Source organism: Mycolicibacterium austroafricanum (assembly GCF_000612725.1).
Lineage (GTDB): Bacteria > Actinomycetota > Actinomycetes > Mycobacteriales > Mycobacteriaceae > Mycobacterium > Mycobacterium austroafricanum.
In genome coordinates, this window is sequence record NZ_HG964450.1 from 276,921 (window position 1) to 303,514 (window position 26,594).

General features: G+C 67.9%; 19 protein-coding genes and 1 pseudogene. 7 read left to right on the plus strand and 13 right to left on the minus strand.

Annotated elements, in window-relative coordinates; genetic code table 11:
• Positions 1 to 151: 151 nt before the first annotated feature.
• Together BN976_RS01390 and BN976_RS01395 are read right to left on the minus strand one after the other, a co-directional pair.
• Positions 152 to 1,027, minus strand: a complete 876-nt coding sequence (locus tag BN976_RS01390) for an SPFH domain-containing protein (protein ID WP_051558247.1) — start codon at positions 1,025 to 1,027, stop codon at positions 152 to 154.
• Positions 1,028 to 1,200: 173 nt separating this feature from the next.
• Positions 1,201 to 1,668 (minus strand): hypothetical protein, encoded by a 468-nt coding sequence (locus tag BN976_RS01395; protein ID WP_011778343.1) that lies wholly within the window; start codon positions 1,666 to 1,668, stop codon positions 1,201 to 1,203.
• A gap of 446 nt (positions 1,669 to 2,114) precedes the next feature.
• Here BN976_RS01395 and ponA2 point away from each other — a divergent pair, with 446 nt between their 5' ends.
• Entirely contained in the window at positions 2,115 to 4,601 is a 2,487-nt protein-coding gene (gene ponA2, locus BN976_RS01400) for a transglycosylase/D,D-transpeptidase PonA2 (protein ID WP_036367336.1), read from the plus strand.
• Positions 4,602 to 4,697: 96 nt separating this feature from the next.
• On the opposite strand, the pseudogene BN976_RS01405 reads toward ponA2, so the two are convergent.
• The 5 genes and pseudogenes from BN976_RS01405 to BN976_RS34000 all read right to left on the minus strand — a co-directional run bounded on the left by BN976_RS01405 (position 4,698) and on the right by BN976_RS34000 (position 11,713).
• Positions 4,698 to 7,024, minus strand: a pseudogene (locus BN976_RS01405) (CocE/NonD family hydrolase).
• Positions 7,025 to 7,212: 188 nt separating this feature from the next.
• Positions 7,213 to 8,673 carry a serine/threonine-protein kinase gene (locus BN976_RS01410; RefSeq protein WP_036367339.1) on the minus strand — a complete coding sequence of 487 codons (1,461 nt, stop codon included), beginning with the start codon at positions 8,671 to 8,673 and terminating at the stop codon, positions 7,213 to 7,215.
• 77 nt (positions 8,674 to 8,750) lie between these two features.
• A complete protein-coding gene (locus BN976_RS01415) occupies positions 8,751 to 10,121 on the minus strand; it encodes a WS/DGAT/MGAT family O-acyltransferase (RefSeq protein ID WP_036367342.1) in 1,371 nt (456 codons plus the stop codon).
• Positions 10,122 to 10,241: 120 nt separating this feature from the next.
• On the minus strand, positions 10,242 to 10,874 hold the full coding sequence (locus BN976_RS01420; RefSeq protein WP_235621945.1) for a hypothetical protein: 633 nt from the start codon (positions 10,872 to 10,874) through the stop codon (positions 10,242 to 10,244).
• A gap of 131 nt (positions 10,875 to 11,005) precedes the next feature.
• Entirely contained in the window at positions 11,006 to 11,713 is a 708-nt protein-coding gene (locus BN976_RS34000; protein WP_220096290.1) for a hypothetical protein, read from the minus strand.
• 68 nt (positions 11,714 to 11,781) lie between these two features.
• On the opposite strand from BN976_RS34000, the gene BN976_RS01430 reads away from it, so the two are divergent.
• Together BN976_RS01430 and BN976_RS01435 are read left to right on the plus strand one after the other, a co-directional pair.
• On the plus strand, positions 11,782 to 12,651 hold the full coding sequence (locus BN976_RS01430; RefSeq protein ID WP_036367350.1) for a helix-turn-helix transcriptional regulator: 870 nt from the start codon (positions 11,782 to 11,784) through the stop codon (positions 12,649 to 12,651).
• Positions 12,652 to 12,680: 29 nt separating this feature from the next.
• Entirely contained in the window at positions 12,681 to 13,634 is a 954-nt protein-coding gene (locus tag BN976_RS01435; RefSeq protein WP_036368951.1) for an SDR family oxidoreductase, read from the plus strand.
• Positions 13,635 to 13,827: 193 nt separating this feature from the next.
• Here BN976_RS01435 and BN976_RS01445 read toward each other — a convergent pair whose 3' ends face one another.
• Positions 13,828 to 14,511: a TetR/AcrR family transcriptional regulator gene (locus BN976_RS01445; protein WP_011778333.1), complete on the minus strand. Its 684-nt coding sequence runs from the start codon at positions 14,509 to 14,511 to the stop codon at positions 13,828 to 13,830.
• Between the two features lie 56 nt (positions 14,512 to 14,567).
• The gene (locus BN976_RS01450; RefSeq protein ID WP_036368953.1) at positions 14,568 to 15,221 is read right to left on the minus strand and encodes a TetR/AcrR family transcriptional regulator; all 654 of its coding nucleotides are present in this window, start codon (positions 15,219 to 15,221) and stop codon (positions 14,568 to 14,570) included.
• 210 nt (positions 15,222 to 15,431) lie between these two features.
• Between BN976_RS01450 and BN976_RS01455 the strand changes: the two genes are divergently transcribed.
• From BN976_RS01455 to BN976_RS01465, 3 genes are read left to right on the plus strand one after another with little or no spacing between them, the layout of a single operon-like run.
• The gene (locus BN976_RS01455; protein ID WP_011778331.1) at positions 15,432 to 15,857 is read left to right on the plus strand and encodes an MmpS family transport accessory protein; all 426 of its coding nucleotides are present in this window, start codon (positions 15,432 to 15,434) and stop codon (positions 15,855 to 15,857) included.
• A complete protein-coding gene (locus BN976_RS01460) occupies positions 15,854 to 18,745 on the plus strand; it encodes an MMPL/RND family transporter (protein WP_036367356.1) in 2,892 nt (963 codons plus the stop codon). Before BN976_RS01455 ends, BN976_RS01460 begins: the two co-directional genes overlap by 4 nt.
• A complete protein-coding gene (locus BN976_RS01465) occupies positions 18,742 to 19,218 on the plus strand; it encodes a DUF5078 domain-containing protein (RefSeq protein WP_036367359.1) in 477 nt (158 codons plus the stop codon). The genes BN976_RS01460 and BN976_RS01465 overlap by 4 nt, the downstream gene beginning before the upstream one ends.
• 45 nt (positions 19,219 to 19,263) lie before the next feature.
• Here the strand turns inward: BN976_RS01465 and BN976_RS01470 are convergent, their stop codons facing one another.
• From BN976_RS01470 to BN976_RS01485, 4 genes are all read right to left on the minus strand, one after another.
• The gene (locus BN976_RS01470) at positions 19,264 to 20,373 is read right to left on the minus strand and encodes a fatty acid desaturase family protein (protein ID WP_036367361.1); all 1,110 of its coding nucleotides are present in this window, start codon (positions 20,371 to 20,373) and stop codon (positions 19,264 to 19,266) included.
• Between the two features lie 146 nt (positions 20,374 to 20,519).
• Complete coding sequence (locus BN976_RS01475) at positions 20,520 to 22,010, minus strand: glycoside hydrolase family 130 protein (protein WP_036367364.1); 1,491 nt, start codon at positions 22,008 to 22,010, stop codon at positions 20,520 to 20,522.
• Entirely contained in the window at positions 22,007 to 23,029 is a 1,023-nt protein-coding gene (locus tag BN976_RS01480; protein WP_036367367.1) for a hypothetical protein, read from the minus strand. The genes BN976_RS01475 and BN976_RS01480 overlap by 4 nt, the downstream gene beginning before the upstream one ends.
• Positions 23,026 to 24,159, minus strand: a complete 1,134-nt coding sequence (locus BN976_RS01485) for a glycosyltransferase (RefSeq protein WP_051558248.1) — start codon at positions 24,157 to 24,159, stop codon at positions 23,026 to 23,028. Before BN976_RS01485 ends, BN976_RS01480 begins: the two co-directional genes overlap by 4 nt.
• A gap of 778 nt (positions 24,160 to 24,937) precedes the next feature.
• Between BN976_RS01485 and BN976_RS01490 the strand changes: the two genes are divergently transcribed.
• Complete coding sequence (locus tag BN976_RS01490; RefSeq protein ID WP_036367374.1) at positions 24,938 to 26,572, plus strand: fatty acyl-AMP ligase; 1,635 nt, start codon at positions 24,938 to 24,940, stop codon at positions 26,570 to 26,572.
• Positions 26,573 to 26,594: the final 22 nt, after the last annotated feature.

The following is a 26,594-nucleotide window of genomic DNA, read 5'->3' on the forward strand; positions in this document are numbered from 1 at the left end:
CTCTGCCTCCGGGACACCCGGGCCATCATCGCACGCGGCATCAGGCATGCCGACAGAAATGAGCGACCCCACCACGTCACGCGGGTTCCCGCCGCCGCGGCTTCACGAGAGATGTTCGCGGCAGGCCGATCTCGTGTGCCGAGAGCGGGATTCACGTCGCAACCCGACTACCGGTTGCGGGTTCGTCCAGGCGCAGAAGGCCGATGCCGTCGGCAGCCTTCGCCGCGATGGACCGCGCGACGTCGTCGGCGGGACCGTCGGACTGCGCCTGCGGCGTCGACCGTTCCAGAAAGCGGAGCAGTTCGACCGGGAACGGCAGCACCAGCGTCGAGTTCTTCTCCGCGGCCACCTCCACGACGGTCTGCAACAGCCGCAGCTGCAGTGCCGCGGGCTGCTCGGACATCACGCAGGCCGCCGAGGCCAGTTTCTGCGAGGCCTGCAATTCGCCGTCGGCGGTGATGATCCTGGCCCGTCGCTCCCGCTCGGCCTCAGCCTGGCGGGCGATCGACCGCTTCATGGAGTCGGGCAGGATCACGTCCTTGATCTCGACGCGGTCGATGTGGATGCCCCAGCCCAGCGCCGGGCTGTCGATCATCAACTCCAGGCCCTGGTTGAGGTGTTCGCGGTTGGACAGCAGGTCGTCGAGGTTGCTCTTGCCGATGATCGACCGCAACGACGTCTGCGCGACCTGCCCGATGGCCGACATGTAGTTCTGGACGTCGACGACAGCCCTCACCGGATCGGCCACCTTGAAGTAGATGACCGCGTCCACCCGGACGGTGACGTTGTCGCGGGTGATGCCGTCCTGGGCGGGTACCGGCATCGTGATGATCTGCATGTTCACCTTCTGCAGGCGATCAGCGATCGGTACCAGCAATGTCAGCCCGGGCTCGCGCACCCGGGATTGCACCTTCCCGAACCGGTACACCACGCCGCGTTCGAACTGTTGGATCACGCGCACGCTTGCCCCGAGGAGCGAGAGCAGAGTCAGGGTGACGACGCCGGCCACCGCGTAGAGGATGATCATGACGCCTCCGTCCCACCCGGGGTCACGTCGAGGCACGGACTGGCGAACCTCGCCGTCAATGCGTCGAGGCCCGAGGGAAATCCGACCGATCTCCGGCCCAGCGGGCCCGAGTCCATACCTCGATTGTGGCACCGGCCGCCGGCGGACTCAACGTCGCCGATGAACCGCTGCCGCTATGCGGCCGGCGTCACGTCCCGGTTCGCGTCAGCGGCGTGTGCGGCCGGTCGATGGTGCTCGGGCGCCCAGCCGACGTAGGTCAGATACACACCGATCAGCGCCATCACGGCGCCCGCCACCATCCACCAGGCCGTCGCGCCGATCATGTTGTCGGCCAACGACATGAACGAATCAGGGATGAACAGCAGCAACATCCCCCGCACGACGATCAGCCAACCCAGCGCCGAGACGATGATCGCCGCGGGACCGTGCCAGTACTGATGCAGGGCCACGATGACAAGGCCGCCGATCAGGATGAACGCACCCGACACCCACGGCCACGCCGAGTTCGCCGAGAAGTCCGACAGCAGCGTTCGCATGTCCGACGCCCGCAGCACGGCCGCGACGTCGGCGATCACCAAGAAGGGTCCGAGCACGCGGGCGAACATCCGCGTCCGCTCATGGACCTGTTGTGACGTGTTCATTGCAGTGACCTCCATCCGACGGACGGCTCTGCCCGCCGGTACGAACAACGCCGTCCCGTCCCTTCCATCAGAGCACCGGATTCGTTTTCGGGATAGGGACAGAAGTCATCTCGTTGCGATGCACGCTGGACGGGGGGTCTCCGCCGTGCCACCGTGGACACAGCCGCATAAGTTCCGAGGAGGTGTTGGCCATGGAGCAGACACAGCAGAACCCGGCCCAGCAGGAATGTCCTGACTGTCATGCGCTCACAGCAGACTTGGCGGCGCACAAGCAGTGGCATTCCAGGCTCGTTCACGACATCGCCACCGCCGTCGACAGAGACGCCAAACGCCGAGTGGGCACTCAATAGCGAGGGGGAAAGCTGCCCTCATCCGCCTGTTCGCGGCGGTTTGCGAATCCCGCGCAATCCACAGTCAGGTGCCCCGATCGGTCCTAAGCTGACGCCATGAGCGCCCAGGGTCGGGCGAAGTGGGGGGCGATCGCCAGGCTGGCGGGCTGTTGCCTCCTCGCCGGGCTGCTCGCAGCAGCGCTGATGTTCCCGTTCGTCGGGGGCGCCGGGACGGCGATTCTGCGCGTATCCAACTCTGCCACAGAGGAATCCACGCAACTGCTCGAGGGTGAGGTGCCGCTGGTGTCCACGATGGTGGACGCGGCGGGCAACCCCATCGCGTGGCTGTACGAGCAGCGCCGCTGGGTGGTGCCCGGCAACCGGATCGCCAACACGATGAAGCTGGCGATCATCTCGATCGAGGACAAGCGCTTCACCGAGCACAACGGCGTCGACTGGCAGGGCACCCTGACCGGCCTGGCCGGGTATCTGCAGGGCGCCGTGACGACCCGGGGCGGGTCGACGATCGAGCAGCAGTACGTCAAGAACTTCAACCTCTTGGTGAAGGCGCAGACCAACGAGGACCGGCGCGCCGCGGTCGAGATCACCCCGGCGCGCAAACTGCGCGAGATCCGGGCGGCCCTGGCCATGGACGCGGCGCTGCCCAAGGCGGAGATCCTGACCCGCTACCTGAACCTGGTGTCGTTCGGCAACGGCGCGTTCGGCGTTCAGGACGCCGCAAGGACCTACTTCGGCATCAACGCCGCCGAACTCAACTGGCAGCAGGCCGCACTGCTGGCCGGGATGGTGCGCTCCCCCAGCTCACTGGACCCGTACACGTACCCCGACGCGGCGCTGGAGCGGCGCAACGTGGTGCTCAACACCATGATCGAGAATCTGCCCGACCGGGCCGACGAACTCCGCGCCGCCAAGGCCCGTCCGCTGGGTGTGCTGCCGCGGCCCGACCCGCTGCCGCAGGGCTGCATCGCCGCCGGTGACCGCGCGTTCTTCTGTGAATACGCGCTGCGCTACCTCGCCCGCGCGGGCCTGAGCAGAGAGGATCTTGCCCGCAACGGCTACCTGATCCGCACCACGCTGGACCCGAAGGTCCAGGACAGCGTGAAGACCGCGATCAACAAGGTCGCCGACCCCACCGCCGTCGGCGTCGCCAGTGTGATGAGCGTGATCAGGCCCGGCAGGGACGCCCACCGCATCGTCGCGATGGCCGACAGCCGCACCTACGGGCTGGACCGCGACGCCGGCCAGACCGTGCAGCCGCAGCCGTTCTCCCTCGTCGGCGACGGCGCCGGCTCCATCTTCAAGATCTTCACCACAGCCGCGGCCCTGGAGATGGGACTGGGCATCAACGCCAAACTCGATGTGCCCCAGACGTTCCGGGGCACCGGCCTGGGCGACAGCTCCGAACCGGGATGCCCACCGAAGACGTGGTGCGTGAAGAACGTCTCCGGGTACGGCGGGCAGATGACGGTGACCGATGCGCTGGCGAAATCGCCCAACACCGCGTTCGCCAAACTGATCGCCCAGATCGGTGTCCCCCGCGCGATGGACATGGCGGTCCGGCTCGGGCTGCGGTCCTACGCCGAGCCCGGCACCGCCCGCGCGTACGACCCCGAGACCGACGAGAGCATCGCCGATTTCGTCAAACGCCAGAACCTCGGATCGTTCACACTCGGCCCGCTGGAGCTCAACGCGCTCGAGCTGTCCAATGTGGCCGCGACGCTGGCCTCCGGCGGCATGTGGTGCCCTCCCAGCCCGATCGACACGGTCTTCGACCGCCACGGAGGCGAGGTGGCCCTCGAGGAGGCGCCCTGCGAGCAGGTCGTCCCCGAGGGGCTCGCCAACACGATGGCCAATGCGCTGGGCAAGGACCACATCAGCGGAACCGCCACCAGCGCGGCGGGATCGGTCGGATGGGATCTGCCGATGGCAGGCAAGACCGGCACCACCGAGTCGCACCGGTCGTCGGCGTTCCTCGGCTTCACCAACCAGTACGCCGCCGCGAACTACATCTTCGACGACTCCCCGACACCCTCGGGCCTGTGCACGTCGCCGCTGCGCCGGTGCCGTGACGGAAACCTCTACGGCGGAACGGAACCGGCCCGCACCTGGTATCTGGCGATGAAGCCGATCGCCGAGGACTTCGGCCCGGTGGCCATGCCCCCCACCGATCCGCGCTACGTCGACGGCGGCCCCGGCAGTGAGGTGCCCCGAGTGGTCGGGCTGAAGCTCGACGCGGCGCGGAAGAAGTTGGAGGACGCCGGCTTTCAGGTCGCCGCGGAACCGACCGCGGTGAACAGCTCCTCCGCGAAGGGCGTCATCGTGGGCACGACGCCGAGCGGGAAGACCATCCCCGGTTCGATCATCACGATCAACACCAGCAACGGGATCGCCCCCGCGCCGGTGTACCAACCGCCGCCCCCGGGCGCGCCACCTCCGCCCCCTCCCGGGGCGCCACCGCCCCCGCCGCCGAACGTCATCCAGATCCCCGGGCTGCCGCCGATTGTGCTGCCGTGGCCTGCTCCACCTCCGCCGCCGCTACCACTACCACCACCGCCGCCTCCTCCGCCCCCGCCGCCGGCGTGACGCGCGCTCGACTTCAAGCCGCGAGATTGCAGTCAGGGCTGTGGAGATCGGCGCGCCCACGACCCTCAGCGCAATCTCGGTGCACGCGACCCAAACTCACGCCGCGACCGCGACCACCTGCGCCGCGGCCATCGTCGGCAGCTTCACCGACATGCCCTCGACTGTGATCGCCCCGTACGAGTAGAAGTTCAGGAAGCTGAACGACGACGTGAGCACCTGCAGCGTCACCGACTCCCCCGGTTTGAGCGTGTGCGCGATCTGCTCCATCGAGAACGTCACCGTGTGCGACTCCCCATCCAGCACAACAGGAATCGGCGTGACCTGGTTGCCCAGCACCAGCCCGGTCTCGTCGTCGACCAACTGCGCGTACACATGCTTGGCGTTACCGGTGCCCGAGTACGTCAGCGTCAGCTCCGGCGCCCCCAGCAGATGCGTAGGCTCCGTCGCGTCCGGCACGCGCAGGTTCACCGCGTTGAGTGCCGGCGCCGCCGACGGCAACCCCATCGCCGCGCGGATCACACCCCGCGTCAAGATCGCCGGGTTGGGTCCCGACCCGCCGATGAACGGCACGAACGGCAGCGTCTTCCCGCCGTTGGCCAGCGTCGCGGTGACCGACTCGCCGGAAGCCACCGGGTAGACCTCCGAGGAATACCAGTCGCCGTGCTGATCCACCCACTCGAATTACGGTCCGGGATCGATGGATTCGTCACCCTTGACGTGGCGGTCCAGCCATTCCATCGTCTCCCGCCACACCACCTCGCCGTCGTTGAAACTGCTCAGGCACGCACCGTGGCCGCCGCAGAACCACACCACCTTCGTCGTGGTGCCCGCCGCGATCAACGCCTTGGCGTTGGCGTCGGCCTGCGCCAGCGTGGTCAGCGTGTCCACCGTGCCCTGGATCAACAACGTCGGCGCCGTGATGTTGGCGAGTTGGTCGGCGAAGTTGAGGCTGTTGAACAGGTCGATGTCGGACTGCGCCGCCTCACCGGTGAGCACCGCCTCGATCACCGCCGGCAGGACCCGCTCGTTGGGACGCGCCCCACGCCCACCAGCAGGGCGCTCAGGAACGTGCCCCAGACGCTGCTGACCGCCTGACGCGGGAAGATCGCGTCCACCAGGCTGTTCCACGCGATGGTCGGCACGATCGCGTCGATCCGGTGATCGACTGAGGCCGCCGACAATTGGATGCCGCCGCCGTAGGACACACCCACCATCCCGACCTTGGGATCGCCGTCGACGCTGTCGACCTCGCCGAGGGTGGACAGCCAGCTGATGATGTGCGAGATGTCGCGGCCCTCGAAATCCGGTGATTGCAGCTGCATCCGGCCACCCGAATGCCACTCCCCGCGCGGATCCCAGGTGACGACGTTGTAGCCCGCCTTGCGCAGCATGCCGATGCCGACCACGTCGTGCGGCAGGAAGCTGTCGATGTCCAGGCCCAGGGTCGTCGACCCCGGCAGTCCGACACCCGGACCGGACAGCACCGTCGGCGCCGACTCACCGGCCTGCAATCCCTTGGCCGGCATGAAGTTCACATAGATCTCGGTGCCGTCGAACGACTTCACCCGCACGGTGCGTGCCCGCGGCGTCCCGGGCGGGGCGTCGTGGTCGATCGGGAAGCCGATCAGCGGATGCAGGATCTCGGAGACGAACGGGATCGCGTGGATCAGGTGCACGATCGGCGTCACCACGAACCTCCCGAGTACCGGGATCTGCTGCAGCCACTCGAACGCCGGCTTGAGTTCGGTGACCTCGACGTCGGTCGGGATCGGGTACTCGTCGTCGACGAGGCTGAGGGCCGCCTGCGCGCCGACGGCGTCGATCGTTGGCTCATCGGCCTTTCCGCGGGCGGTGGCCAGCACGGACAGTGCCAGCGCGGACTCGGCGGGGGCGGCGGGCTCTTCGTCCTTATCGGCCTCGAAGTCCGTGTGGCCGACGTTCGAGATCGGAGTCGAGACGAACTCGGGTTCGTCGTCTTCCTCGGCGGCCTCGGCGTCGACGGGCCCTTCGACGACGGGCGTCGGATCTTCGGCGAGCTCGGGTTCGACGACAGGCGCCGGCTCGTCGGCGGCCTCGGGTTCGACGACCTCGTCCTCGGCGTCTTCCTCCGGTTCGGCCGAGTCGGGGTCCGCCTCTGCGACCGACTCGTCCTCGACGTCACCGTTCGGTTCGGCCCCGTCGGCAGTGTCGGCCTCCGAGGTGCTGTCGTCGGGCATGTCCTTCGCCGGTGCCGCCTCCGACGTCTGCGACGTGCTGGTCGCCGTGTCCGACGCAGCGCCGTCGTCCGCCAAGGCGACACCTGTGCCTGCCAGAATCGCCGCTCCGATACCGAGAGCTACCGCCAACCCACCGACTCGACCCACATATGTCCCCGCAGTCACGGCTATGTACTTACCGTGCCTAGCGACCCTCCGGAGCAGCATCGCCGAATCACTGGAGACTGCTTCCAAGGCGTCAATATCTTCGGAACGCCGCCGGGAGCGCGTTTCGACGCGACCTATCTCGCGAGATTGCTCTGAGGGCCGTTGCCCGTCAACAGATCACGACCCTCAGCGCAATCTCGCGGCCAGACCAGGACCCCTACGCCCGCAACGCCGAACCACGTCCCCTGCTATTGCGCCGAGCCGTACTCCAACGCCGGCTCCGCCGAGTCCACACTTCCGTTGCTCGAGATCGTCAACTGGTCCGGCTGCACGTCGTAGCGGGCCCCGTCCGAACCGGTGACGACGAACCCGTCACCGGAACGCCGTGCGCCCTGGATCTCCCGGTTCGCGCCGTCGCGCAGCCGCTCCCCGCGGTAGTAGTAGTCACCGTCGCTCGTCTCGCAGATGATCGCCAGCGACAGCGAGGTCCGGATCAGCGCCGCAGGCGTGCTGCCCGAGTCGCACCGGGCCGTATGTCCTACGAAGCCTTGCGAATCCGTGCCCGACACCCCCTCGACCGCCGACGCCGAAGAAGTCGAGGGCGCCTCCGACGACGACGACGGCGGTGCCGCGATCCGAGGCGACGGCGACCCGGTGTCCCCGCCGCTGAACACCAGCACCGCGGCCAGCACCAGCGCCGCGGTGAACATCACGACCGTCGCGGCCACCAGCCCCACCTGACCGCGGCTGAACCGCCGGGCCGGCGGCGCCACAGCAGGCATCGGCGGCATCGGCGGCGGGGTCGGGTACACCGTCGAGAACTGCCGCGTCGACGGCGGCGTCACCGGGGCCACCGTCTCCGCGGCAGGTGCGCCCTCGGCGGCAGCAGAGGCCGCCCGCGCCAGTTCCCCCGCCGTCGGATACCGGTCGTGCGGCTGCTTGGCCATGCCGCGCGCGACGACGTCGTCGAACGTCCTGCTGACGCCGCGGCGCATGATGCTCGGCCGCGGCGGCGGTGCGAACATGTGCGCGCTCCACACCTGCCGCACATCGGCCGCCTCAAACGGCGCCCGGCCCGTCAGCGACTCGTACAGCAGGCATGCCAGCGAGTACACGTCCGACGCCGGACCGCCCCGCTCCCCGCTGAACCGCTCCGACGCCATGTAAGCGCTCGACCCGACCACCAGGCCCGTCGAGGTCACCGACGCCTCACCGCCGCCGTGCGCGATCCCGAAGTCGACCAGATACGCGAAGTCGTCCGGGGTCAGCAGCACGTTCTCCGGCTTGATGTCCCGGTGCACCAGGCCGTTGGCGTGCGCGGCGTCCAGCGCCGCGGCGACCTGCCGGAGGATCGACACCGCCCGCGCCGGCGGCAGCGCCCCCTCGGCGCGCAGCACGTCCTTGAGGCTGGCGCCCTCGACCAAGCGCATGTCGATGTAGAGCACGCCGTCGATCTCGCCGAAATCGTGCACCGGGATGACGTGTGGCTCCTGCAGCCGCGCCGCAACCCGCGACTCCCGGCGGAAACGTTCCTGGAAGCTGTGGTCGGCGGCCATCTCCGGGCGCAGCAGCTTGATTGCCACCATCCGCTCGCGCGCGGTGTCGTAGGCGCGGTACACCTCACCCATACCCCCGACCCCGATCACCGACTGCAGCTCGTAGGGCCCGAACCGGGTGCCCAACCGAGAGCCGCCCTTCGGGGTGCTCACATGCCATCCTTTCCGTCGTCGACCGGCAGCGCGCCTAGGTTTCCCGCATCGCGCCGCGTCCTAACCGCACCCGGAAATCAGCAGTGGTGGAGCAACTCGGTCAGCTCGCCGTCGAAGCGGTCGGCCAGATCCCACAGGTCGTCGACCAGCTGCGGGCACGACAGAATACCCACATTAAGGGTGTCGCCCAGCGACATCACTGTGATGTTGAGCCCCGACCCGTGAAAGATCGGGCCCAGCGGATACAGCGCAGTGATCGCGGCGCCGCCGCTGTACAACGTGGTCGTCGGCCCGGCCACGTTGGAGATCACGCAGTTGTGGATCGCCGTGTGGGTCAGCGGGGTGTGCGACAGAACGCTCAGCAGCGTCTCGAACGCGCCGCGGGACAGCGACTGCGCCAGGTCCACCAGCAGCGTCGGGCCCAGCGATGCGCTGTGTTCCTTTGCCCGCGTGTCTGATTCGGCGATCGCGCGCAGCCGCTGCACCGGATCCTCGACGTCGGTGTGCAGGTTGCAGAACATCCCCGACAGCTGGTTGCGGCCCGGCCGGTCGGAGATGTCGTGCACCGACGCGGGCACCACCGCGATCAGCGGCTTGTCCGGCAGCTCGTCCCGGTCGGCCAGGAATCCGCGTAGGGCGCCTGCGCACAGCGCCATCACCACGTCGTTGACCTTGACGGCGAACCGGTCCTTCACCTTCTTCACGTCGTTGAGATCCAGCTGTACGAGGGCGAGACAGCGCTCCGACGTCAGCTGCGCATTGAACCGGGTCGCCGGCGCGGAGAACGGCGCCGCCATGGTCTTACCGGTCAGCGCCCGGGTCACGGTCTTGGCGATCACCGCCGTCGTCTCGGGGATCACCCTGGTCAGCTGCCACGGCAGCGTGACGAACCGCCACAGGCCGTCGGCGGCGATCCTCAGCCGCGTCGCGTCACCGGGGCCCTCGACCGGTTCCGGGGGCGGGGCGTCGGGCACCTCGTCGCACAGCTGGTGGAGCAGGTGGGCCGCCGACACGCCGTCGACCGCCGCGTGGTGCACCTTGATCATCAACGCCAGGGTGTCGGCTTTCGCGCATCCCTCGATGACCCACATCTCCCACAGCGGTTTGGTGCGGTCCAGCAGGGTCGAGGCGATGTGACCGCAGACCTCGGCGAGTTCCTCGCGCCCTCCCGGCGCGGGCAACGCGATCCGGTTCAGGTGTCGCGCCAGGTCAAAGTCCTTGTCCTCCACCCACACCGGATGATCGAGGTTCAGCTGACTGTCGGCGAGTTTGGCGCGGAACTCCGGCAGCGCCGGGATCCGCTTGGCCAGCTCGTCGCGGAACCGTTCGAAGCTGTAGCCGCCCGGAACCGTCGACGTGTCCAGTTCGACGACGGAGCACACATGAAGTGGCACCGTGGCCGACTCGCTGTACAGAAGACCCGCGTCGAGCCCGCTCAGCCTTTCCATCCCGGGACGATACCCCCACTGTGATCTGGATCAAACCGTCGGCTGGTCCGACCCCGACCCCGACATCGCCTCCAGTGCGCAAAAGCGCGAGAATGCCGCGCTGGACGCAGTCTCGGCGTATCAGGTGGAGAGGTCGAACTTCCCCTCGGCTAGCCGTTTCGGTGCCCGGCCGTCGACCAGTTCTTCGCGGTCCTCAGGATGCTTCCAGTAGTGGCGCACCAGCCAGTAAAGCCCTGCGCCCCCGGGCACGTAGATGTCAGCCATGCCGATGATTTCTTCACTACCGTCCCGCAGTCGGAGCACGACCGCTCGAGGCGCCCGTCGAGATTCAGCGTGAGCGGCAACGTCGACGACGTCGTCCCACTCGAGGGCTCTCTCTGAGCGGACGTCGACGTTCTCGATCATCGCCGGTGTCAGCTTGACGTGACCTATTCCGCCCCGACGCCACGCAAGAAGCAACCCGTACATGACGGTGCACAGTGCGACTGCCGCGGCTCCGGCCCACACCGTCTGCAAGGCGCGCGTCTGCGCGAACTCGATCGCGCCCAATGGCGCCGCGACAACGAAGACCAGCAGACTCGGTATCGCCGCTACCGAGCCGGCGAGAATCAGAGCGGTAGTACGCCGGTCCGGCCACACAGTGAATCCGGTTGCGTCGCTAACTGTTCGCGATGTCGTTCGCCCTAGCATTATCAGCAGGACCGCAGACGCGAACAGGATCAGGAAGGCGGAAAACCCGATGGTGACCGCCAACGTCAGATAACCTCCGCGCGTTGAGGCCGCCGCACCCAGGCCGAGGTAGGCAAGCGCGACACCAATACACGCGACAATCGCCGCCGCTGCGAATCTGCTACTGCGCCGCCACTCGTCTGGGTCGGGCAGATCTAGTACGGACATACGACATCACCGACGAACTTGCCCAGTTCGGCACCCCCGACGGCGCCAAATCCACCAAGGATCACCGCTCCGAGGGGAACCGTCAGCGGTGCGACGGGGCCGCCGAACGCACCGATGATCTCACCCTGCTCCTGCAGCGCGAACTCCTGCAGCACCGCCATTTCCTCTGCCGACGCCAGCACCGGGTCGATGAGCACCACCCACTGGTCGGTCACGTTAAGCGGTCCGGCCTCGACCTGATCGGCCTTGCTCAACAGGGCCGCCCGCGCGCATCCGATCGTGCCGGCGCCGCTCGTGAGTGCCGCCGCCACCGCGGTGGTGTAGGCGCTGAATTGCTGCGCCCTGGCGTCGGCACGCCCGAACATCCCGGTCGCCGCGTCGTGTGCGGCTCCCGACCATCCGCGGGTTTCCGGGAGCCGATTGACCGCATCGTCGATCCCCGACACCGCGGAACCGACCGAACTTCCGCTGGATTCGACGGCTGCGCCACTCGCACTCAACGCGTCCGGGTTCCAGCTCTGCAGCGTTGAACGGGAGGGGAGCACAGCGATTGATTCTTCCTCAGCTATCAAGCCCTCCAGTGCACCAATTGCGGCGGGCACGTCCTTGGACATCGAGATTGCGTGCAGGGTCGTGACCTGCACGCAGCGCACGACCGTCAGCGCAATCTCGGCGACCAAGCCGGTCCCTGGCACGCCCCGCCGTCTCTCGGCGACCAAGCCGGTCCCTGGCACGCCCCGCCGCCTGAGGGAAGACTGAACCGATGGACCAGCGACAGTTGGCCGACTTCCTGCGCACCCGGCGCGAAGCGCTGACCCCCGCGGACGTCGGCTTACCCACCGGCCGGCGCCGCCGCACCGCCGGCCTCCGTCGCGAGGAGGTCGCCGCGCTGGCGATGATCTCGACGGATTACTACAGCCGGATGGAACAGCAGCGCGGTCCGCAGCCGTCGGTGGATGTGCTCGCCTCGCTGGCGCGTGCGCTGCAACTGACGCTGGACGAACGCGACCACCTGTTCCGGCTCGCCGGCCACAACGCACCCGCCCGAACCCCCGCCGGCGAGCAGGTCAGCACCGCCATGCTGCGCATCCTCGACCGGCTCAGCGACACCCCGGCACAGGTGATGTCGGCGCTCGGCGAGACGCTGGTCCAAACCCCGGCCGCCAGGGCCCTACTCGGCGACGAGACCACCTATCGGGGGTTGGCCCGCAGCGTGGTGTACCGCTGGTTCACCGACCCGACGTCGCGCACGGTGTACCCGGCGGAGGACCACGCCGCGATCGGACGCAACTACGTCGCCGCCGCCCGGATGGGCTACACCCGGGACGGGGCCGGGTCGCGGGCGGCCGAAATCGTCGACGACCTGCTGAGCCGCAGCGACGAGTTCGCCGAACTGTGGAAGCAGCATCTGGTCGGAACGGCACACGAACTCGACAAACGCCTGGTGCACCCGGCTCTCGGGGTGCTCGAACTGCAGTGCCAGATCCTGCACGACCCCGCTCAGCTGCACACACTGCTGGTCTTCACCGCCGCACCGGGAACTCCCAGCCACGCCAAGCTCGCCGCGCTGGGCGCCGACCCGCAGTCCTATCGGCGCGGACGCTCCATCAACGGATCGACAGTCCCTGAATAACGCGCCAAGGTTTCGCCACAGTGGACCACATGACACGCAAAGCCACGGTGGACGTTCCCGACCTGCACGGCAAGCTGGCCGTCATCACCGGCGGCAGCGACGGGATCGGCTTCGGGCTGGCCGGTCGGCTGGCCGCCGCAGGCGCCGAGGTGATCCTTCCGGTGCGCAATGCCGACAAAGGCAGGCGCGCAGCCGACGCGATCCGCACCACCACACCCGACGCCCGGATCAGCACCCGCCCGATGGACCTGTCGTCGCTGCAGTCGGTCGCCGACCTCGCCGACGAGCTGCTCCGCGAGGGCAGGCCCATCCACCTGCTGATCAACAACGCCGGTGTGATGAACCCGCCCAGTCGGCAGACCACCGTCGACGGCTTCGAACTGCAATGGGGCACCAATCATCTCGGACATTTCGCATTGACTGCGCGGCTGCTTCCGCTGCTGACCGCCGGCGCTGCGCGGGTGACGACGCAGTCGAGCATCTCGGCGGCACGCCACGCGATCAACTGGGACGACCTGAACTTCGAGAAGTCGTACGCGGTAGGCAAGGCCTACAGCCAGTCCAAGATCGCGAACCTGATGTTCGGCCTGGAGCTGGACCGCCGCAGCAGGCATGCCGGCTGGGGCATCACCAGCAACGTCGCGCACCCCGGCGTGACCGCCACCAATCTGCTTGCGGCCCAACCGCATATGGGCCGAGACGGCGACACGCTCAGCGTCCGGCTGATCCGGCGTCTCGCCGGGCTGGGCATCCTCACCCAGACCGTCGACCAGGGCCTGCTTCCCGCCCTGTATGCCGCCACCCACCCCGATGCCGAAGGCGGTAAGTTCTACGGGCCCAGCGGGTTCCAGCATCTGAGCGGCGCTCCCGCCGAGCAGCAGGTGTATGGGCCGGCGCGCGATGACGCCGACGCCGCGCGACTCTGGAGGGTGTCCGAGCAGCTCGCCGGGGTGCAGTTCGCGCTACCGCGAGCCGGCGCCTGAGTCCTTGGGCACCGAGATTGCGTCCAGGGCTGTGAGGTGCGCGCAGCACACGACCGTCAGCGCAATCTCGGCGACTAAGGCGACCATGGCGACCAAGGCGACCAAGGCGGCCAAGGCGGCCAAGGCGACTAAGGCGACCAAGGCGACCCCGGCGACCAAGGCAATCTCGGCGACTAAGGCGGCAAAGCACCCGCTAGCGGGACTGCGCGGAATCCCCGGCGCCCGCCGGCACCCAGTGGTGCATCGCCGACTCCAGCTCCGGCTGACTCAGCGCGCCTGCCGGAAGCTGTTCCAGGCCCTGCTGAGACCGCATGCCCTGCAACAGGATCGCCACGTAGCGCCGCCACAGATCCGCCGACACCTCGCCGGAGTACTCGCTCACCGTGCCCGCCATCAGACCCAGCAGCGGCATGTCGGTCGCCGACACCTCGGGACGCAGATAGCCGTCCCGCTGGGCGCGCTCGACGAGCTTGGAGATACGCGGATGCAGCTCGGTGCGGGCGGCGTCCACCCGGCCCCCGCAGTACGCCCTGCTGAACACGACCTCGCGCAGGCCGCGGTCGGTCGCCGTCATCTCGCACAACTGCCAGACGAACCAGGCGAACCCCTCCCAGGAATCCTCGGCGTCGAGCGCGGTCTCGGCGAGCACGACGAGCTGATCGATCCCGTCCCGGAAGATCGCCTCGAACAGCGCGTCCTTGGTGGGAAACCGCCGGTAGACGGTGCCCACACCGAGGTTGGCGTGGTGCGCCACCTCGTTCAGCGTGGCCTCCAGCCCGCGGGTGGCGCAGAGTTCGCGGGCGGCCTCGATGATCCGCCGCCGGTTGCGCTCGGCATCCTTGCGCAGGCCCGCCGCCTCCGGATCCCCAGCACTCATGTCGCCGAGTGTACGGACGGCGGCCGAGCGTACAGAAGCCCGCGCACGGGCGCGGGTCAGCCGGACGGGTCCCATCCGTGCATCGCCGCGTGCATCTGCTCCTCACCGAGCGCGTCGACGCCGAGCGGCTTCTGATCCGGACGGCATCTCATTCCCTCGAGGAGAAGCTCGACGTATCGCCGCCAGAGTTCGGGATCGACATCCCCGGCCCACTCCCCGACAGTGCCGGCCAGTAGTCCGATGACCGGCATGTCCGTGGATTCGACGTCCGGACGCAGGTATCCGTCACGCCGCGCCCGTTCCACCAGTTCCTTCATCAGCGGGGCCAGCCGCTCGCGGACGCGCTCCACACGGTTGCCGCCGTAGGCCTTGCTGTACACCATTTCGCGGAGCCCACGGTCGGTTGCGGTGAGTAGACACTGGCGCTCGACGAACCACACGAACCCCTCCCACGAATCCTGGTGTCGCAGAGCAGCTTCCGCAAGACAGACCACCTCGTCGACACCGCTTTCGAAGATCGCCTCGACGAGCTCCTCCTTGGTGGCGAACCGGCGGTAGACCGTGCCAACGCCGACACCCGCGTGACGGGCCACATCGTTGAGGCTGGCCTCCATGCCCTCGACGGCGAAGAGCTCGCGCGCAGCGGTGAGCACGCGCTGCCTGTTGCGCTCGGCGTCCTTGCGCAGACCACGGCAGGGTTTGTCAATCACGAAGTCCAATTTAGTGATGTGCCTTACCAAAACGCAATAACCGGATTGACTCTATCCACTTGCGCGCCTAGATTGCCTAACAGATCGCATGCCGGCTGGTGGCCTGCGGAGTCCCTCGTCGAAAGGCACGACTTTGCCTGCAGCTTTCGCGCGCACAAAACTCCCCCGAAAGTCGTTGCACAGCAGTGCCGATCACGCGCGGTGCGCGTGGTGATCACTGTCGTCAAGCGGGTCTGGCTACCCGTGCTGGTGATCGCCGCGGTGGCGGTCGGCGCCGTGACGGTGGCGAATCTGCGGTCGGTGTTCGGCTCCGACAAGGCCATCGTCACGCCGGTGGACGCCGACACCGCCGAGAACTTCAACCCCAAGGTCGTCACCTACGAGATCTTCGGCTCCGGTTCCACCGCGACCATCAACTACGCCGACCTGGACGGGAAACCGCAGCGCACGGGCGAGGTGAGTCTGCCCTGGTCACTGACCTTGGAGACGACGTTGCCGTCCGTGATGCCCAACATCATGGCCCAGGGCGACGGTCAATCCATCACCTGCCGAGTCACCGTCGATGACGAGGTGAAAGACGAGAGGACGGCCGAGGGCTTGAACGCCGCCACCTACTGCCTGGTGAAGGCAGCATGACCACGTCTACAGACGACGCACCCACCGACGTCCTGCCGCCGGCGCGGCACGCGGCCCCCTCCCGGCCGAAGCTGCCACGCTTCATCCGCACGTTCGCTGTGCCGATCGTCCTGGCCTGGGTCGCCATCGTCGCGCTGCTCAACACCGTCGTGCCGCAGCTCGAGGAGGTCGGCAAGCTGCGCGCCGTGTCGATGAGCCCCAACGATGCGCCCGCGCTGATCGCGACCAAGCACGTCGGCGACAAGTTCGACGAGTACAACACCTCCAGCTCGGTGATGATCGTCGTCGAGGGCGAGGAGGCGCTCGGTCCGGACGCGCACGCGTTCTACGACGAGGTGGTCCGCCAACTCGACGCCGACACCGAGCATGTGCAGCACGTGCAGGACTTCTGGGGTGACACCCTGACCGCGGCCGGCGCCCAGAGCATCGACGGCAAGGCCGCCTACGTGCAGGTGTACATCGCCGGTGACCAGGGCGAGACGCTGGCCAACGAATCGGTGCACGCCGTGCGGGCCATCGTCGACAGCACTCAGGCGCCCCCGGGGGTCCGCGCGTATGTCACCGGGCCCGCGGCGCTGACCACCGATCAGAACATCGTCGGCGACGCCAGCATGAAGACGATCGAGTCGGTGACGATCGGCATCATCATCGTGATGCTGCTGATCATCTACCGATCGGTCATCACGACGGTCGTCACCATGTCGATGGTTTTCGTCGGCCTGCTGTCGGCCCGCGGCATCGTCTCCTTCCTCGGGTTCTACGAGGTTTTCGGGCTCACCACCTTCGCCACCAGCATGGTGGTGACGTTGGCCATCGCCGCCGCGACCGACTACGCGATCTTTCTGATCGGGCGATACCAAGGGGCCCGACGATCGGGGATGGACCGAGAGTCGGCCTATTACGACATGTTTCACGGCACCGCCCACGTGGTTGCGGCCTCGGGACTGACGATCGCCGGTGCGACCGCCTGCCTGCACTTCACCCGGTTGCCGTACTTCCAGAGCATGGGATTCCCGCTGGCCGTCGGCATGATCATCGTGGTGGCCGCGGCGCTTACCCTGGGTCCGGCGCTGATCTCGATCGTGACGCGGTTCGGCAATGTGCTGGAGCCCAAGGGAAACGGGCGGGCACGAGGCTGGCGCAAACTCGGTTCGGCGACGGTCCGCTGGCCCGGTGCGGTCCTGGTGATGGCCACCGTGCTGTGCCTGGTCGGCCTGCTGGCCCTGCCCGGGTACCACACCAATTACAACGACCGCATCTATCTGCCCGACGGGGTGCCCGCCAACGTGGGTTACGCCGCGGCCGACCGGCACTTCTCCGACGCCAAGATGAATCCCGACCTGGTGATGGTCGAATCGGATCACGATATGCGCAACCCGGCGGACTTCCTGGTGATCGAGAAGATCGCCAAGGCGCTGACCCGGGTGCACGGAATCGCTTCGGTCACCACGATCACCCGTCCGGACGGGAAGCCGATCAAGCACGCGTCGCTGGCCTACACCATCAGCCAGAGCGGCAACGGGCAGATCATGAACAACGACTTCCAGCAGACCGTGCTGGAGAACACGCTGCAGCAGGCCAACGAGATGCAGGTGACCATCGACTCGATGGAGGAGATGCAGCGCATCACCCTGGAGCTGTCCGAGGTCACCCGCGAGATGGCCGACAAGATGAAGGACACGTCGGCGAACCTCAACGAAGTCCGGGACCACCTGGCCGATTTCGACGATCAGTTCCGCCCGCTGCGCAACTACTTCTACTGGGAGCCGCACTGCTACAACATCCCGATGTGCTGGGCACTGCGGTCGGTGTTCGACAGCCTCGACGGCATCAGCACGATGTCCGACGATTTCACCGAGCTGGTGCCCAGCATCGAGCGGATGGCGCAGCTGACGCCGCAGATGGCGGCCATCATGCCCGCGATGATTCAGACGATGAAGAACCAGAAGCAGATCATGCTGAATCAGTACCAGGCGCAGAAGATGCAGCAGGATCAGAACATCGCCATGCAGGAGGACAGCACGGCGATGGGCGAGGCGTTCGACACCGCCCGCAACGACGACACGTTCTACCTGCCGCCGGAGGCGTTCCAGACCGCCGACTTCCAGCGGGGCATCAAGCTGTTCATGTCCCCGGACGGGAAAGCGGTGCGCTTCACCGTGTTCCATCAAGGCGATCCCTTGACCGAAGCCGGCACCGCCCGCATCGATCCACTGCGCGTCGCGGCCGCGGATGCCATCAAGGGCACCCCGCTGGAGGGTTCCACGATCTACGTCGGCGGCAGCGCCGCGATGTACAAGGACATGCAGCAGGGTGCCGATTACGACCTGCTGATCGCCGCCGTCGCATCGCTGATCCTGATCTTCCTGATCATGGTGATCCTCACCCGGGCCGTCGCGGCGGCTGCCGTCATCGTCGGCACCGTGGTGTTGAGCCTGGGCACGTCGTTCGGTCTGTCAGTTCTTCTGTGGCAGCACGTCGTCGGTATCCCGCTGGGCTGGATGGTGCTGCCCATGTCGGTGATCGTGTTGCTTGCCGTCGGCGCGGATTACAACCTGCTGCTGGTGTCACGCATGAAAGAGGAGCTCCACGCCGGAGTGAACACCGGAATCATCCGGTCCATGGCCGGCACCGGATCCGTGGTCACCGCAGCGGGATTCGTGTTCGCCTTCACGATGATCGGCATGATCGTCAGCGACATGATCGTCATCGGTCAGGTGGGTACCACCATCGGTCTCGGCCTGCTGTTCGACACGCTGATCGTCCGGTCACTGATGACACCGTCCATCGCGGCACTGATGGGCAAATGGTTCTGGTGGCCGACGCACGTGCGGCGACGTCCGAAGCCGAAACCCTGGCCCAAGGTGGCCGAGGAAGTGACGGCATGACCGGGCCCGACATCCGGTGGACGCTGCGGGCTCTGCTGATGATCGTCACGGCGGCGGCCGTGCCCGGCCTGCTGGGCGCGCCGCGCGCCGCCGCCGACGCCACCGACGAGTATCCGATTCCGAGCAAGCAGATCGAAACGCAGTGCGACGCCGAGCAGTATCTGGCAGCAGCCCGCGACACGAGCCCGGTCTACTTCGAGCGGTACATGCTGGACAAGAGCAACCGTCCGCTCGACGTGCAGCAGGCCGCGGAGGACCGCATCCACTGGTTCTACTCCCTCGATGCGGTCGGGCGTCGTCAGTACTCCGAGAACACCGCCACCAACATCTACTACGAGCAGGTGGCCACCCGGTGGGGAAACTGGGCGAAGGTGTTCTTCAACAACAAGGGCATAGTGGCCAAAGCGACTGCTGTCTGCATGAACTATCCGCGCGGTGACCTGTCGGTATGGGACTGGCCCGTCGCCCGCTGAACGAAGCGCCACCCCCGCGGGCCCGCCAACTCGCCGAAACTGCTTCTACTGCGCGCTGATACGGGAAACGGCCGCGCTGGACGCGATCTCGGCGGCGGCTGGTCTGTCCGGCAATGCCAGCCGGTGGATGATCCGCAGCGTCGACCCGTACTGGTGGGCCAGCGAGCCGGTGAGGTAGGGCAGGCCGTACTTCTCGCACAGCGGGCGCACCCGACGGGAGATCTCGGCCAGCCGGTTGCTCGGCAGGTCCGGGAACAGGTGGTGCTCGATCTGGTAGCACAGGTTGCCGCTGGCGAAACCCAGGAACCTGCCCGCCTTGAAGTTGGCCGCGCCCAGCATCTGTCGCAGGTACCACTCGGCCCTGGTCTCGGTTTCCAGGACGTCGGCGGTGAATTTCTGGGTGCCCTCCGGGAAGTGCCCGCAGAAGATCACCACGTACGCCCACAGGTTGCGCAGCAGGTTCGCTACCGCGTTCGCCTTCAGGGTTCTACGCCAGCGCCGCAGGCTCAGCGCCGGCCACAGGGCATAGTCCTTGAACCCCTGACGGGCCACCTTGCCGACCAATGCCCTGGTCTGCGAGAGCTTTTCGGCCCGCGACCGGTCCAGGTTCACCCCGTGAAGGGCGATGCCCCATTCGAACGTCAACGCCAGGAACAGATTCTGCAACGGCTGCAGCAGATACCGTCGCCGCCACGGCTGATCAGAGGTCACCCGCATCACGCCGAAGCCGAGATCGTCATCCTCACCCAGCACGTTGCTGAACACATGGTGGCGGTAGTTGTGCGACGACCTCCACTGTGACGAGACCGCGACCATGTCCCACTCCCACGTGCTCGAGTGGATCTCCGGGTCGTTCATCCAATCCCATTGGCCGTGGGACACGTTGTGACCGATCTCCATGTTCTCCACGCTCTTGGCGAACCCGAGCGCGGCGGTGCCCAGCACCCAGCCCGCCGTCGACCGGGTGGTGGCGATGAGCAGACGCGCCGCGACGTCGAGCGTGCGCTGGAACGAGATGGTGCGCCGGATGTAGGCGGCGTCACGGCTCCCGAGCGACTCCTCGATGTCGCTGCGGATCGTGTCGAGCTCACGGCCGAGGCTTTCGATGTCTTCGGGGCTCAGATGGGTGTAGTGGGCGATGTCGGTGATTGCCATGGCGGGGTCCTAGAGTCGATCCAGCTGAAGGGCGTGGATACAGACCCTGAAACCGAAAGAATGTGTGGGAACCGGTCGACGGTGAGCGAGCGAGACAGCGCATCGAGTCGGCGGGTTGATTCCAGTGTACCCGTCGCCGGCGCCGGTCAGTGCCGAGGCGACCCGGCGAGCTCGGCCAGCAGGTCCGGCAGCGGGACCGTCGCGAGACCGATGGCGCTGTCGCAGATCCCGTACGGGATCACCAGGGTGTCCGCGTGGACGAGCGCGCCGCACGAGTACACCACGTTGGGCACATACCCGTCCCGGTCGTCGGCCGCCGGGGTCAGCAGGGGCCGTCGCAGTCGTCCGATCACCCGGGTCGGATCGTCGAGGTCAAGCAGGATCGCCCCGATGCTGTACGTGCGCATCGGCCCGACGCCGTGTGTCAACAGCAGCCAGCCCCTGTCGGTCTCGATCGGCGGACCGCAGTTTCCGAGTTGCAGCGTCTCCCACACCTCGGCCGGCTGTTGGCAGGGCAACGCCGTGGTCCAGACCGACAGATCATCGGCGAAGGCGACGGTGTTGGTCTCGCGGTCCGACCTCGACATCGCGGCGTACCGGCCACCGATGCGGCGAGGGAACAACGCCAGCCCCTTGTTGGCGGCGGCACTCCCGACGAGGGGCCCGGAGGTGAAGGTCTGGAAGTCCGCGGTGGTGAGCAGTTGCTGGCTGATGTGCGATCCGCTGTAGGCGGTGTACGTCGCGTGGTAGCGGATCGAACCGTCGTCGTCGACGAAACGCACGAAGCGGGCGTCCTCCATGCCGGCGTGTTCGGCTTCCATCTCCGGCCACAGCACCCGCTCGGAAAGTGTTGTGTCATCCGGGAACTCGACCGCGTAACAGCGGGCGGCGACGCCGCGGATGGTCGCGATCGTGTCCTCGACATGTCCGCGTGTGCTCAGGTGGGCGCGCAGTCTTTCGAGCCGCTCGTCCAGGTCGGACCTGGTGAACAGCGCACCGAGCGCATCGAAGACGTAGTCGGCGGCCTCGCCGCCGCAGCCCTTGTCACGGAGTTCGGTGCGGAAGACGGCGGCGTCCAGCAGGGTGGGCTCGACCCGTCCGGTGGAGGCGAACGGAGCAGGTTCGTCGATCGTGGCGTGACCCGTCGAGCCGACGACGCCCGTCCGGAACCCGATGCTCGAACGGTGTCCCTCCCCGATCCCCCGGACGCTCATCACGAACCGCAGGCTGCCCGGGACGGTGCCGGACTGGTCGGGGTGCGCGACGACGCTCGGATTGCACAGTGCCGCACCCTCGATCGAGTACTCGTTGGTGAACGTGGCCCCCAGCAACAGCATGCGCGCCTCGGTGAACTCCCGGGTGGGGTCGAGCCGGTCGGCGAGCTCCCTGGCGTGCCGGCGGAAGGTGCCGGTCAGATCACGGTGACGCCCGTCGAAGCGGATCAGCACATCCTGCAGGGCCGCCCGCACCTCGTCGTCGGTCAGGGCCAGGATCCGCGACAGCACCGCCCCCGCACGGGACTCCTGATGCTCGAACCCCTCGTGGCCCGGCACGAACAGCCGGGTGACCACGCGGCCCGGGTCGGCCGCAACCCGCTGCGGGCTGCGGGTCACGAGCTGGATCCCGGTGGATGTCATTGCGGGACAGGCACGAAGCTGCGCGCCTGCTGCAGGGTGGAGATCACGGCGAGGGTGGACTCGGCGCCCTGGTTGAGGTTCACCCGGTCGGCGTGCAGACCGTCGAAACCTGCACCGGTCCGGGGATCCCACATGGGCAGGCCGAGGTCGTTGTCGCCCTGGAACCAGGCCGCGGCGGCCATGACGCCCTCGGGCCACATCGGGCTCGGATCGGTGGCCGCCGCGCGGGCGCAGGCATCGGCCAGGCTGGCCACCTCGATAGGCTGCTGGTCGAACCCGGGTTGCCTGTCGTCGGGTCCCCGCCCCGTGGCCGGGGTGGGTGAGAGGTGACCGTCGGCCGTTTCGACGCCAAGCAGCCACTCCAGCAGGTCCAGACCGCGCTGCCGCAACGCCGGATCGTCCAGTGCCACGCCCGCGGCGATCATCGCCTCGACCAGTACGGCGTTGGCGTAGGAGAGCCGCTTCTCGGGCCACGGCCATTCGGCGTCACCCGTCGCCGGGGTAACCGAAGCGGCGTAGTCGGTGAGCAGTGCCAGCGCGGCCGAATGCCCGGGGGTGACGCTGAGAAGCTCGGCGGCACCGAGCGCGGCGAACGCCGTCGCGCGAAGGTGGGGTGACCTGGTCGCCGCGGAGCGCTCGAACTGGATCGTGGCCAGCCGGCGGACCAGGCTGACGTCGCTGTGGGCGGCGGCGGTGCCCAGTCCCCAGATGGCCCGGCCCCAGTGGTCGTCGGTGCTCGGCACGTCGGTCCAGTGGCCGCCCGCGCTCATCCGGTTGTGGCAGGTGCCGTCGTGGCGCTGGGCGCGGTTGAGGAAGGTCAGCGCCGTGCCTGCGAGCCTGTTGACCTCGGGTGAGGAGTCCGGCTCGCGGGTGGCGACCACCAGCACCCTGGCCACATCGTCGGTGCAGTAGCCGTGCTCGCGACGCGGCTGGCTCAGCTGGGCGTGCTCGAAGGTGGCCCGGTGGTCCGTCATACCCAGCAGGTGGGTGAACACCGGGTACGGCACGGAGCCGGTCACGCGGCCGCCAGTCGCTCGGCGACCAGGCGCTGGGCCAGGGCGATGTAGGCGGAGGCCACCACGGGCCACGCCATCGCAGGGGCCAGCTCACGAGCCGCGAAGGCCATGGAGCCGGCGGCGCGCGAGTCGGTGAGCAGCCGCCGCAGGGCGTCGACGAGCGCACCGGCATCGTCGTGATCTACGACGGTGCCCGCGCCGGTGCCGAGCAGTTCGACTGCGTGGGGGAAGGCGGTGGCGATGACGGGTCGCCCGCTGGCTACCGAATCGACCAGCACACCCGAGGTGACCTGCTCTTTCGAGTCGTAGGGCAGGACGACGACCGCGGCGTCCTGCAGCAGTGTCGTCAGCGCTTGGGGGGTGCGGTAGGTGGCGTCGAAGACCACCGAGTCGGCGACTCCAAGCCGCTGGGCCTGCGCCATGAGACCGTCCCGGTAGGCCTCCCCGTGGGTGGCGAGCACCTTGGGGTGCGTGCGGCCTGCGATCAGGTACCGCGGCGCAGCGGGAAGGTCCTTCAGCGTGACCATCGCGTCGATGACACGCTCGATGCCCTTACCGGGCCCCAGCAGGCCCCAGGTCAGGATCGTCGGCCGCCCCACCGGTTTCGGTGCCACCGCGTCGGGAAGCGCCGCGCCGTGCGGGATGATGCTCACCTTGTCCGGATCCACGGTGTAACCGGCGCACAGCCGGGCCCGCGCCGCGGCGGACATCACGACAGCGCGACCGGCGAGCGCCAGGACGTCTTCGAGCACCGAAAGTTGGTGTGGCGTAGGGCTTTCGAGCACGGTGTGGACGACGACGATCGACGGGACGCGCAGGCCCCTGATGATCTCGACGACTTCCTCGCCGTCGGCGCCGCCGTAGATGCCGTACTCGTGCTGGATGACGGCGACATCGCAGCCGTTGAGCCGCTCCGCCGCTGCCGCGACCGACGGCGACGACCCGTTGACGAGCTCCCCGACGACCTTGCTGTCCGCCGAGGGTGTGCCGTCGGCGATGCGCACCACGTTGACGTCGATACCCCGCGCCGACAGACCGCCGGCAAGGGCGGCGCTGAACGTGGCCAGCCCGCATACCGTGGGCGCGTACGTGCTGAGGATGCCGACGCTGGGCAAGTAGGAAAAGCCCTGCATTCCAAAGGGAGCGAGCAAATGGTTGGCTGACGATGAAGCATTCAAGACGGTCCAGACCGGGCTGTTGCCACCGGCGTCGCCGGCGTGTGTGAAGACTCGGGGAGAACACCGCGACTGCGCAGAGAATGCTCTCAACCGGACTGCTGGGATTGCCAGCTCACCTCAGCCTACACCTCCCTGTGCCCTGACCAGGCTTTCAGAGGCGGCGCCGCCCACCGGCCCGAGGCGCCCACCACCAGCGATTTTGTCGGCGCATTCAGGGGCTGGACCGGCTGATCGCCGAATGTGTCGCTCGCCGTGGGCAAATCGGACATGCGCACCCTCTCCGTAGGCACACCTCGACGCCCAGAGGCCCCAATACGCCAAGACCGGGCCCCGGCGCGCTACGGTTTACCCGGGTTGACACTCCAGCCACACGGACACGTCACGGCGGCGACCGCAGATCCCTGCCGCGCCGAACTCGGCGTCATCCGACATGCACGGTGTGCGACACACTCGGGAGTTCCGTGTCCAGACAAGTCACAATTCGACCCCCGGCCGGGTGCGCTGCACCCGCCGCTGGCTGCACACCCCGTACAGTCGGAACCCCAGGCACCGCGCGTCCCTCGCTCCGCCCGGACCGAGGACCATCCGGACCGGACCCGAGGAGTCCACGTCCTCCCTGTGACAGCGGCCGAATTCCCGCGGACTCTGCCCCGACCGACCGCCCCGCGGCACAGCTGCGGGCCATGTTCTCAGACCACGCGCGCGTGCGCGCCATCGCCATAAAGGGCTGTCTATGAGCCGCTTCACCGAAACGATGTTCGCCAACGCCCACCTCAGCACCAAGGGGTTCAACACCGGCGAGCCCCACTCGCCGGTCCGCCATTCCTGGGAAGAGGTCCACCAGCGCGCCCGCAGGGTGGCCGGCGGACTGGCCGCCGCCGGTGTCGGCCCGGGCGACGCGGTCGCGATGCTGGCCGGTGCACCCGTCGAGATCGCCCCGGCCGCGCAGGGCGTCTGGATGCGTGGGGCCAGCGTGACCATGGTGCACCAGCCCACGCCGCGCACCGACCTGGTGCGCTGGGCCGAGGAAACCACCGCCGTCATCGGCATGATCTCGGCCAGAGCCGTCGTCATCTCCGATCCGTTCATGGCCGCCGCCCCAGTGCTCGAAGGCCTCGGCATGACCGTGCTGACCATCGCCGACCACCTCGCCGCTGATCGCGTCGATCCCGTCGACACCAACGACGACGACATCGCGCTGATGCAGTTGACCAGCGGTTCCACCGGATCCCCGAAGGCCGTCCAGATCACCCACGCCAACATCGTCGCCAACGCCGACGCGATGACCGCCGGCTGCGACTTCGACATCGACACCGATGTGATCGTCAGCTGGCTGCCGTGCTTCCACGACATGGGCATGACCGGCTATCTGACGGTGCCGATGTACTTCGGCGCCGAACTGGTGAAGGTCACGCCCATGGACTTTCTGAGCGATATCCTGTTGTGGCCCAGGCTGATCGACAAATACCGGGGCACGATGACCGCCGCGCCGAACTTCGCCTACAACCTGCTGGCCCGACGCCTGCGCCGCCAGGCCGACCCCGGCGAGTTCGACCTGTCCTCGCTGCGGTGGGCGCTCTCGGGCGCCGAACAGGTGGATCCGCTCGACGTCGAGGACCTCTGCGACGCGGGCGCCCCCTTCGGTCTCAAACCCGAGGCGATCGTCCCCGCGTACGGCATGGCCGAGACCACGGTCGCGGTGTCGTTCTCCGAATGTGGCGGCGGCATGGTGGTCGACGAAGTGGACGCCGACCTGCTCGCCGTCCTGCATCGCGCGGTTCCGGCCACCAAGGGACACACCCGACGCCTCGTCACCCTCGGGCGACCCCTGCAGGGCCTGGAAGTGCGGGTCGTCGACGAGGACGGCGCCGAGCTGCCCGCCCGCGGTGTCGGGGTCATCGAGGTGCGCGGTGAACCGGTCACCAAGGGATACACCACCGTCGCCGGATTCATTGGCGCGCAAGATGATCGCGGCTGGTACGACACCGGCGACATCGGCTATCTCACCGAGGTCGGCGACGTCGTGGTGTGCGGACGACTCAAAGACGTGATCATCATGGCCGGACGCAACATCTACCCCACCGACATCGAACGGGCGGCGGGCCGCGTCGACGGGGTCCGGCCCGGCTGCGCCGTCGCGGTGCGCCTGGAAGCGGGCCGGTCGCGGGAGACGTTCGCAGTCGCCGTGGAGTGCAAGGACTTCGGTGACGAAACCCAGGTGCGCCGGGTCGAACGGCAGGTCGCCCACGAGGTGTTCGCCGAGGTCGACGTGCGGCCGCGCAACGTGGTGGTGCTGGCGCCGGGCACGATCCCGAAGACGCCGTCGGGAAAGCTGCGGCGCGCGCATGCCCTCTCGCTCGTGAGCTGAGTCGCGTATCGTCCGGTAGCAG

What these genes read in the sequence shown, in the direction of transcription:
- ponA2 (WP_036367336.1), top strand. Translation starts at nt 2,115, where the DNA reads ATGAGCGCCCAGGGTCGGGCGAAGTGGGGGGCGATCGCCAGGCTGGCG.
- BN976_RS01485 (WP_051558248.1), bottom strand. Translation starts at nt 24,159, where the DNA reads ATGCAGGGCTTTTCCTACTTGCCCAGCGTCGGCATCCTCAGCACGTAC.
- BN976_RS01445 (WP_011778333.1), bottom strand. Translation starts at nt 14,511, where the DNA reads ATGAGTGCTGGGGATCCGGAGGCGGCGGGCCTGCGCAAGGATGCCGAG.
- BN976_RS01475 (WP_036367364.1), bottom strand. Translation starts at nt 22,010, where the DNA reads ATGACATCCACCGGGATCCAGCTCGTGACCCGCAGCCCGCAGCGGGTT.
- BN976_RS01395 (WP_011778343.1), bottom strand. Translation starts at nt 1,668, where the DNA reads ATGAACACGTCACAACAGGTCCATGAGCGGACGCGGATGTTCGCCCGC.
- BN976_RS01465 (WP_036367359.1), top strand. Translation starts at nt 18,742, where the DNA reads ATGACCGGGCCCGACATCCGGTGGACGCTGCGGGCTCTGCTGATGATC.
- BN976_RS01460 (WP_036367356.1), top strand. Translation starts at nt 15,854, where the DNA reads ATGACCACGTCTACAGACGACGCACCCACCGACGTCCTGCCGCCGGCG.
- BN976_RS01415 (WP_036367342.1), bottom strand. Translation starts at nt 10,121, where the DNA reads ATGGAAAGGCTGAGCGGGCTCGACGCGGGTCTTCTGTACAGCGAGTCG.
- BN976_RS01390 (WP_051558247.1), bottom strand. Translation starts at nt 1,027, where the DNA reads ATGATCATCCTCTACGCGGTGGCCGGCGTCGTCACCCTGACTCTGCTC.
- BN976_RS01470 (WP_036367361.1), bottom strand. Translation starts at nt 20,373, where the DNA reads ATGGCAATCACCGACATCGCCCACTACACCCATCTGAGCCCCGAAGAC.
- BN976_RS01435 (WP_036368951.1), top strand. Translation starts at nt 12,681, where the DNA reads ATGACACGCAAAGCCACGGTGGACGTTCCCGACCTGCACGGCAAGCTG.
- BN976_RS01490 (WP_036367374.1), top strand. Translation starts at nt 24,938, where the DNA reads ATGAGCCGCTTCACCGAAACGATGTTCGCCAACGCCCACCTCAGCACC.
- BN976_RS01430 (WP_036367350.1), top strand. Translation starts at nt 11,782, where the DNA reads ATGGACCAGCGACAGTTGGCCGACTTCCTGCGCACCCGGCGCGAAGCG.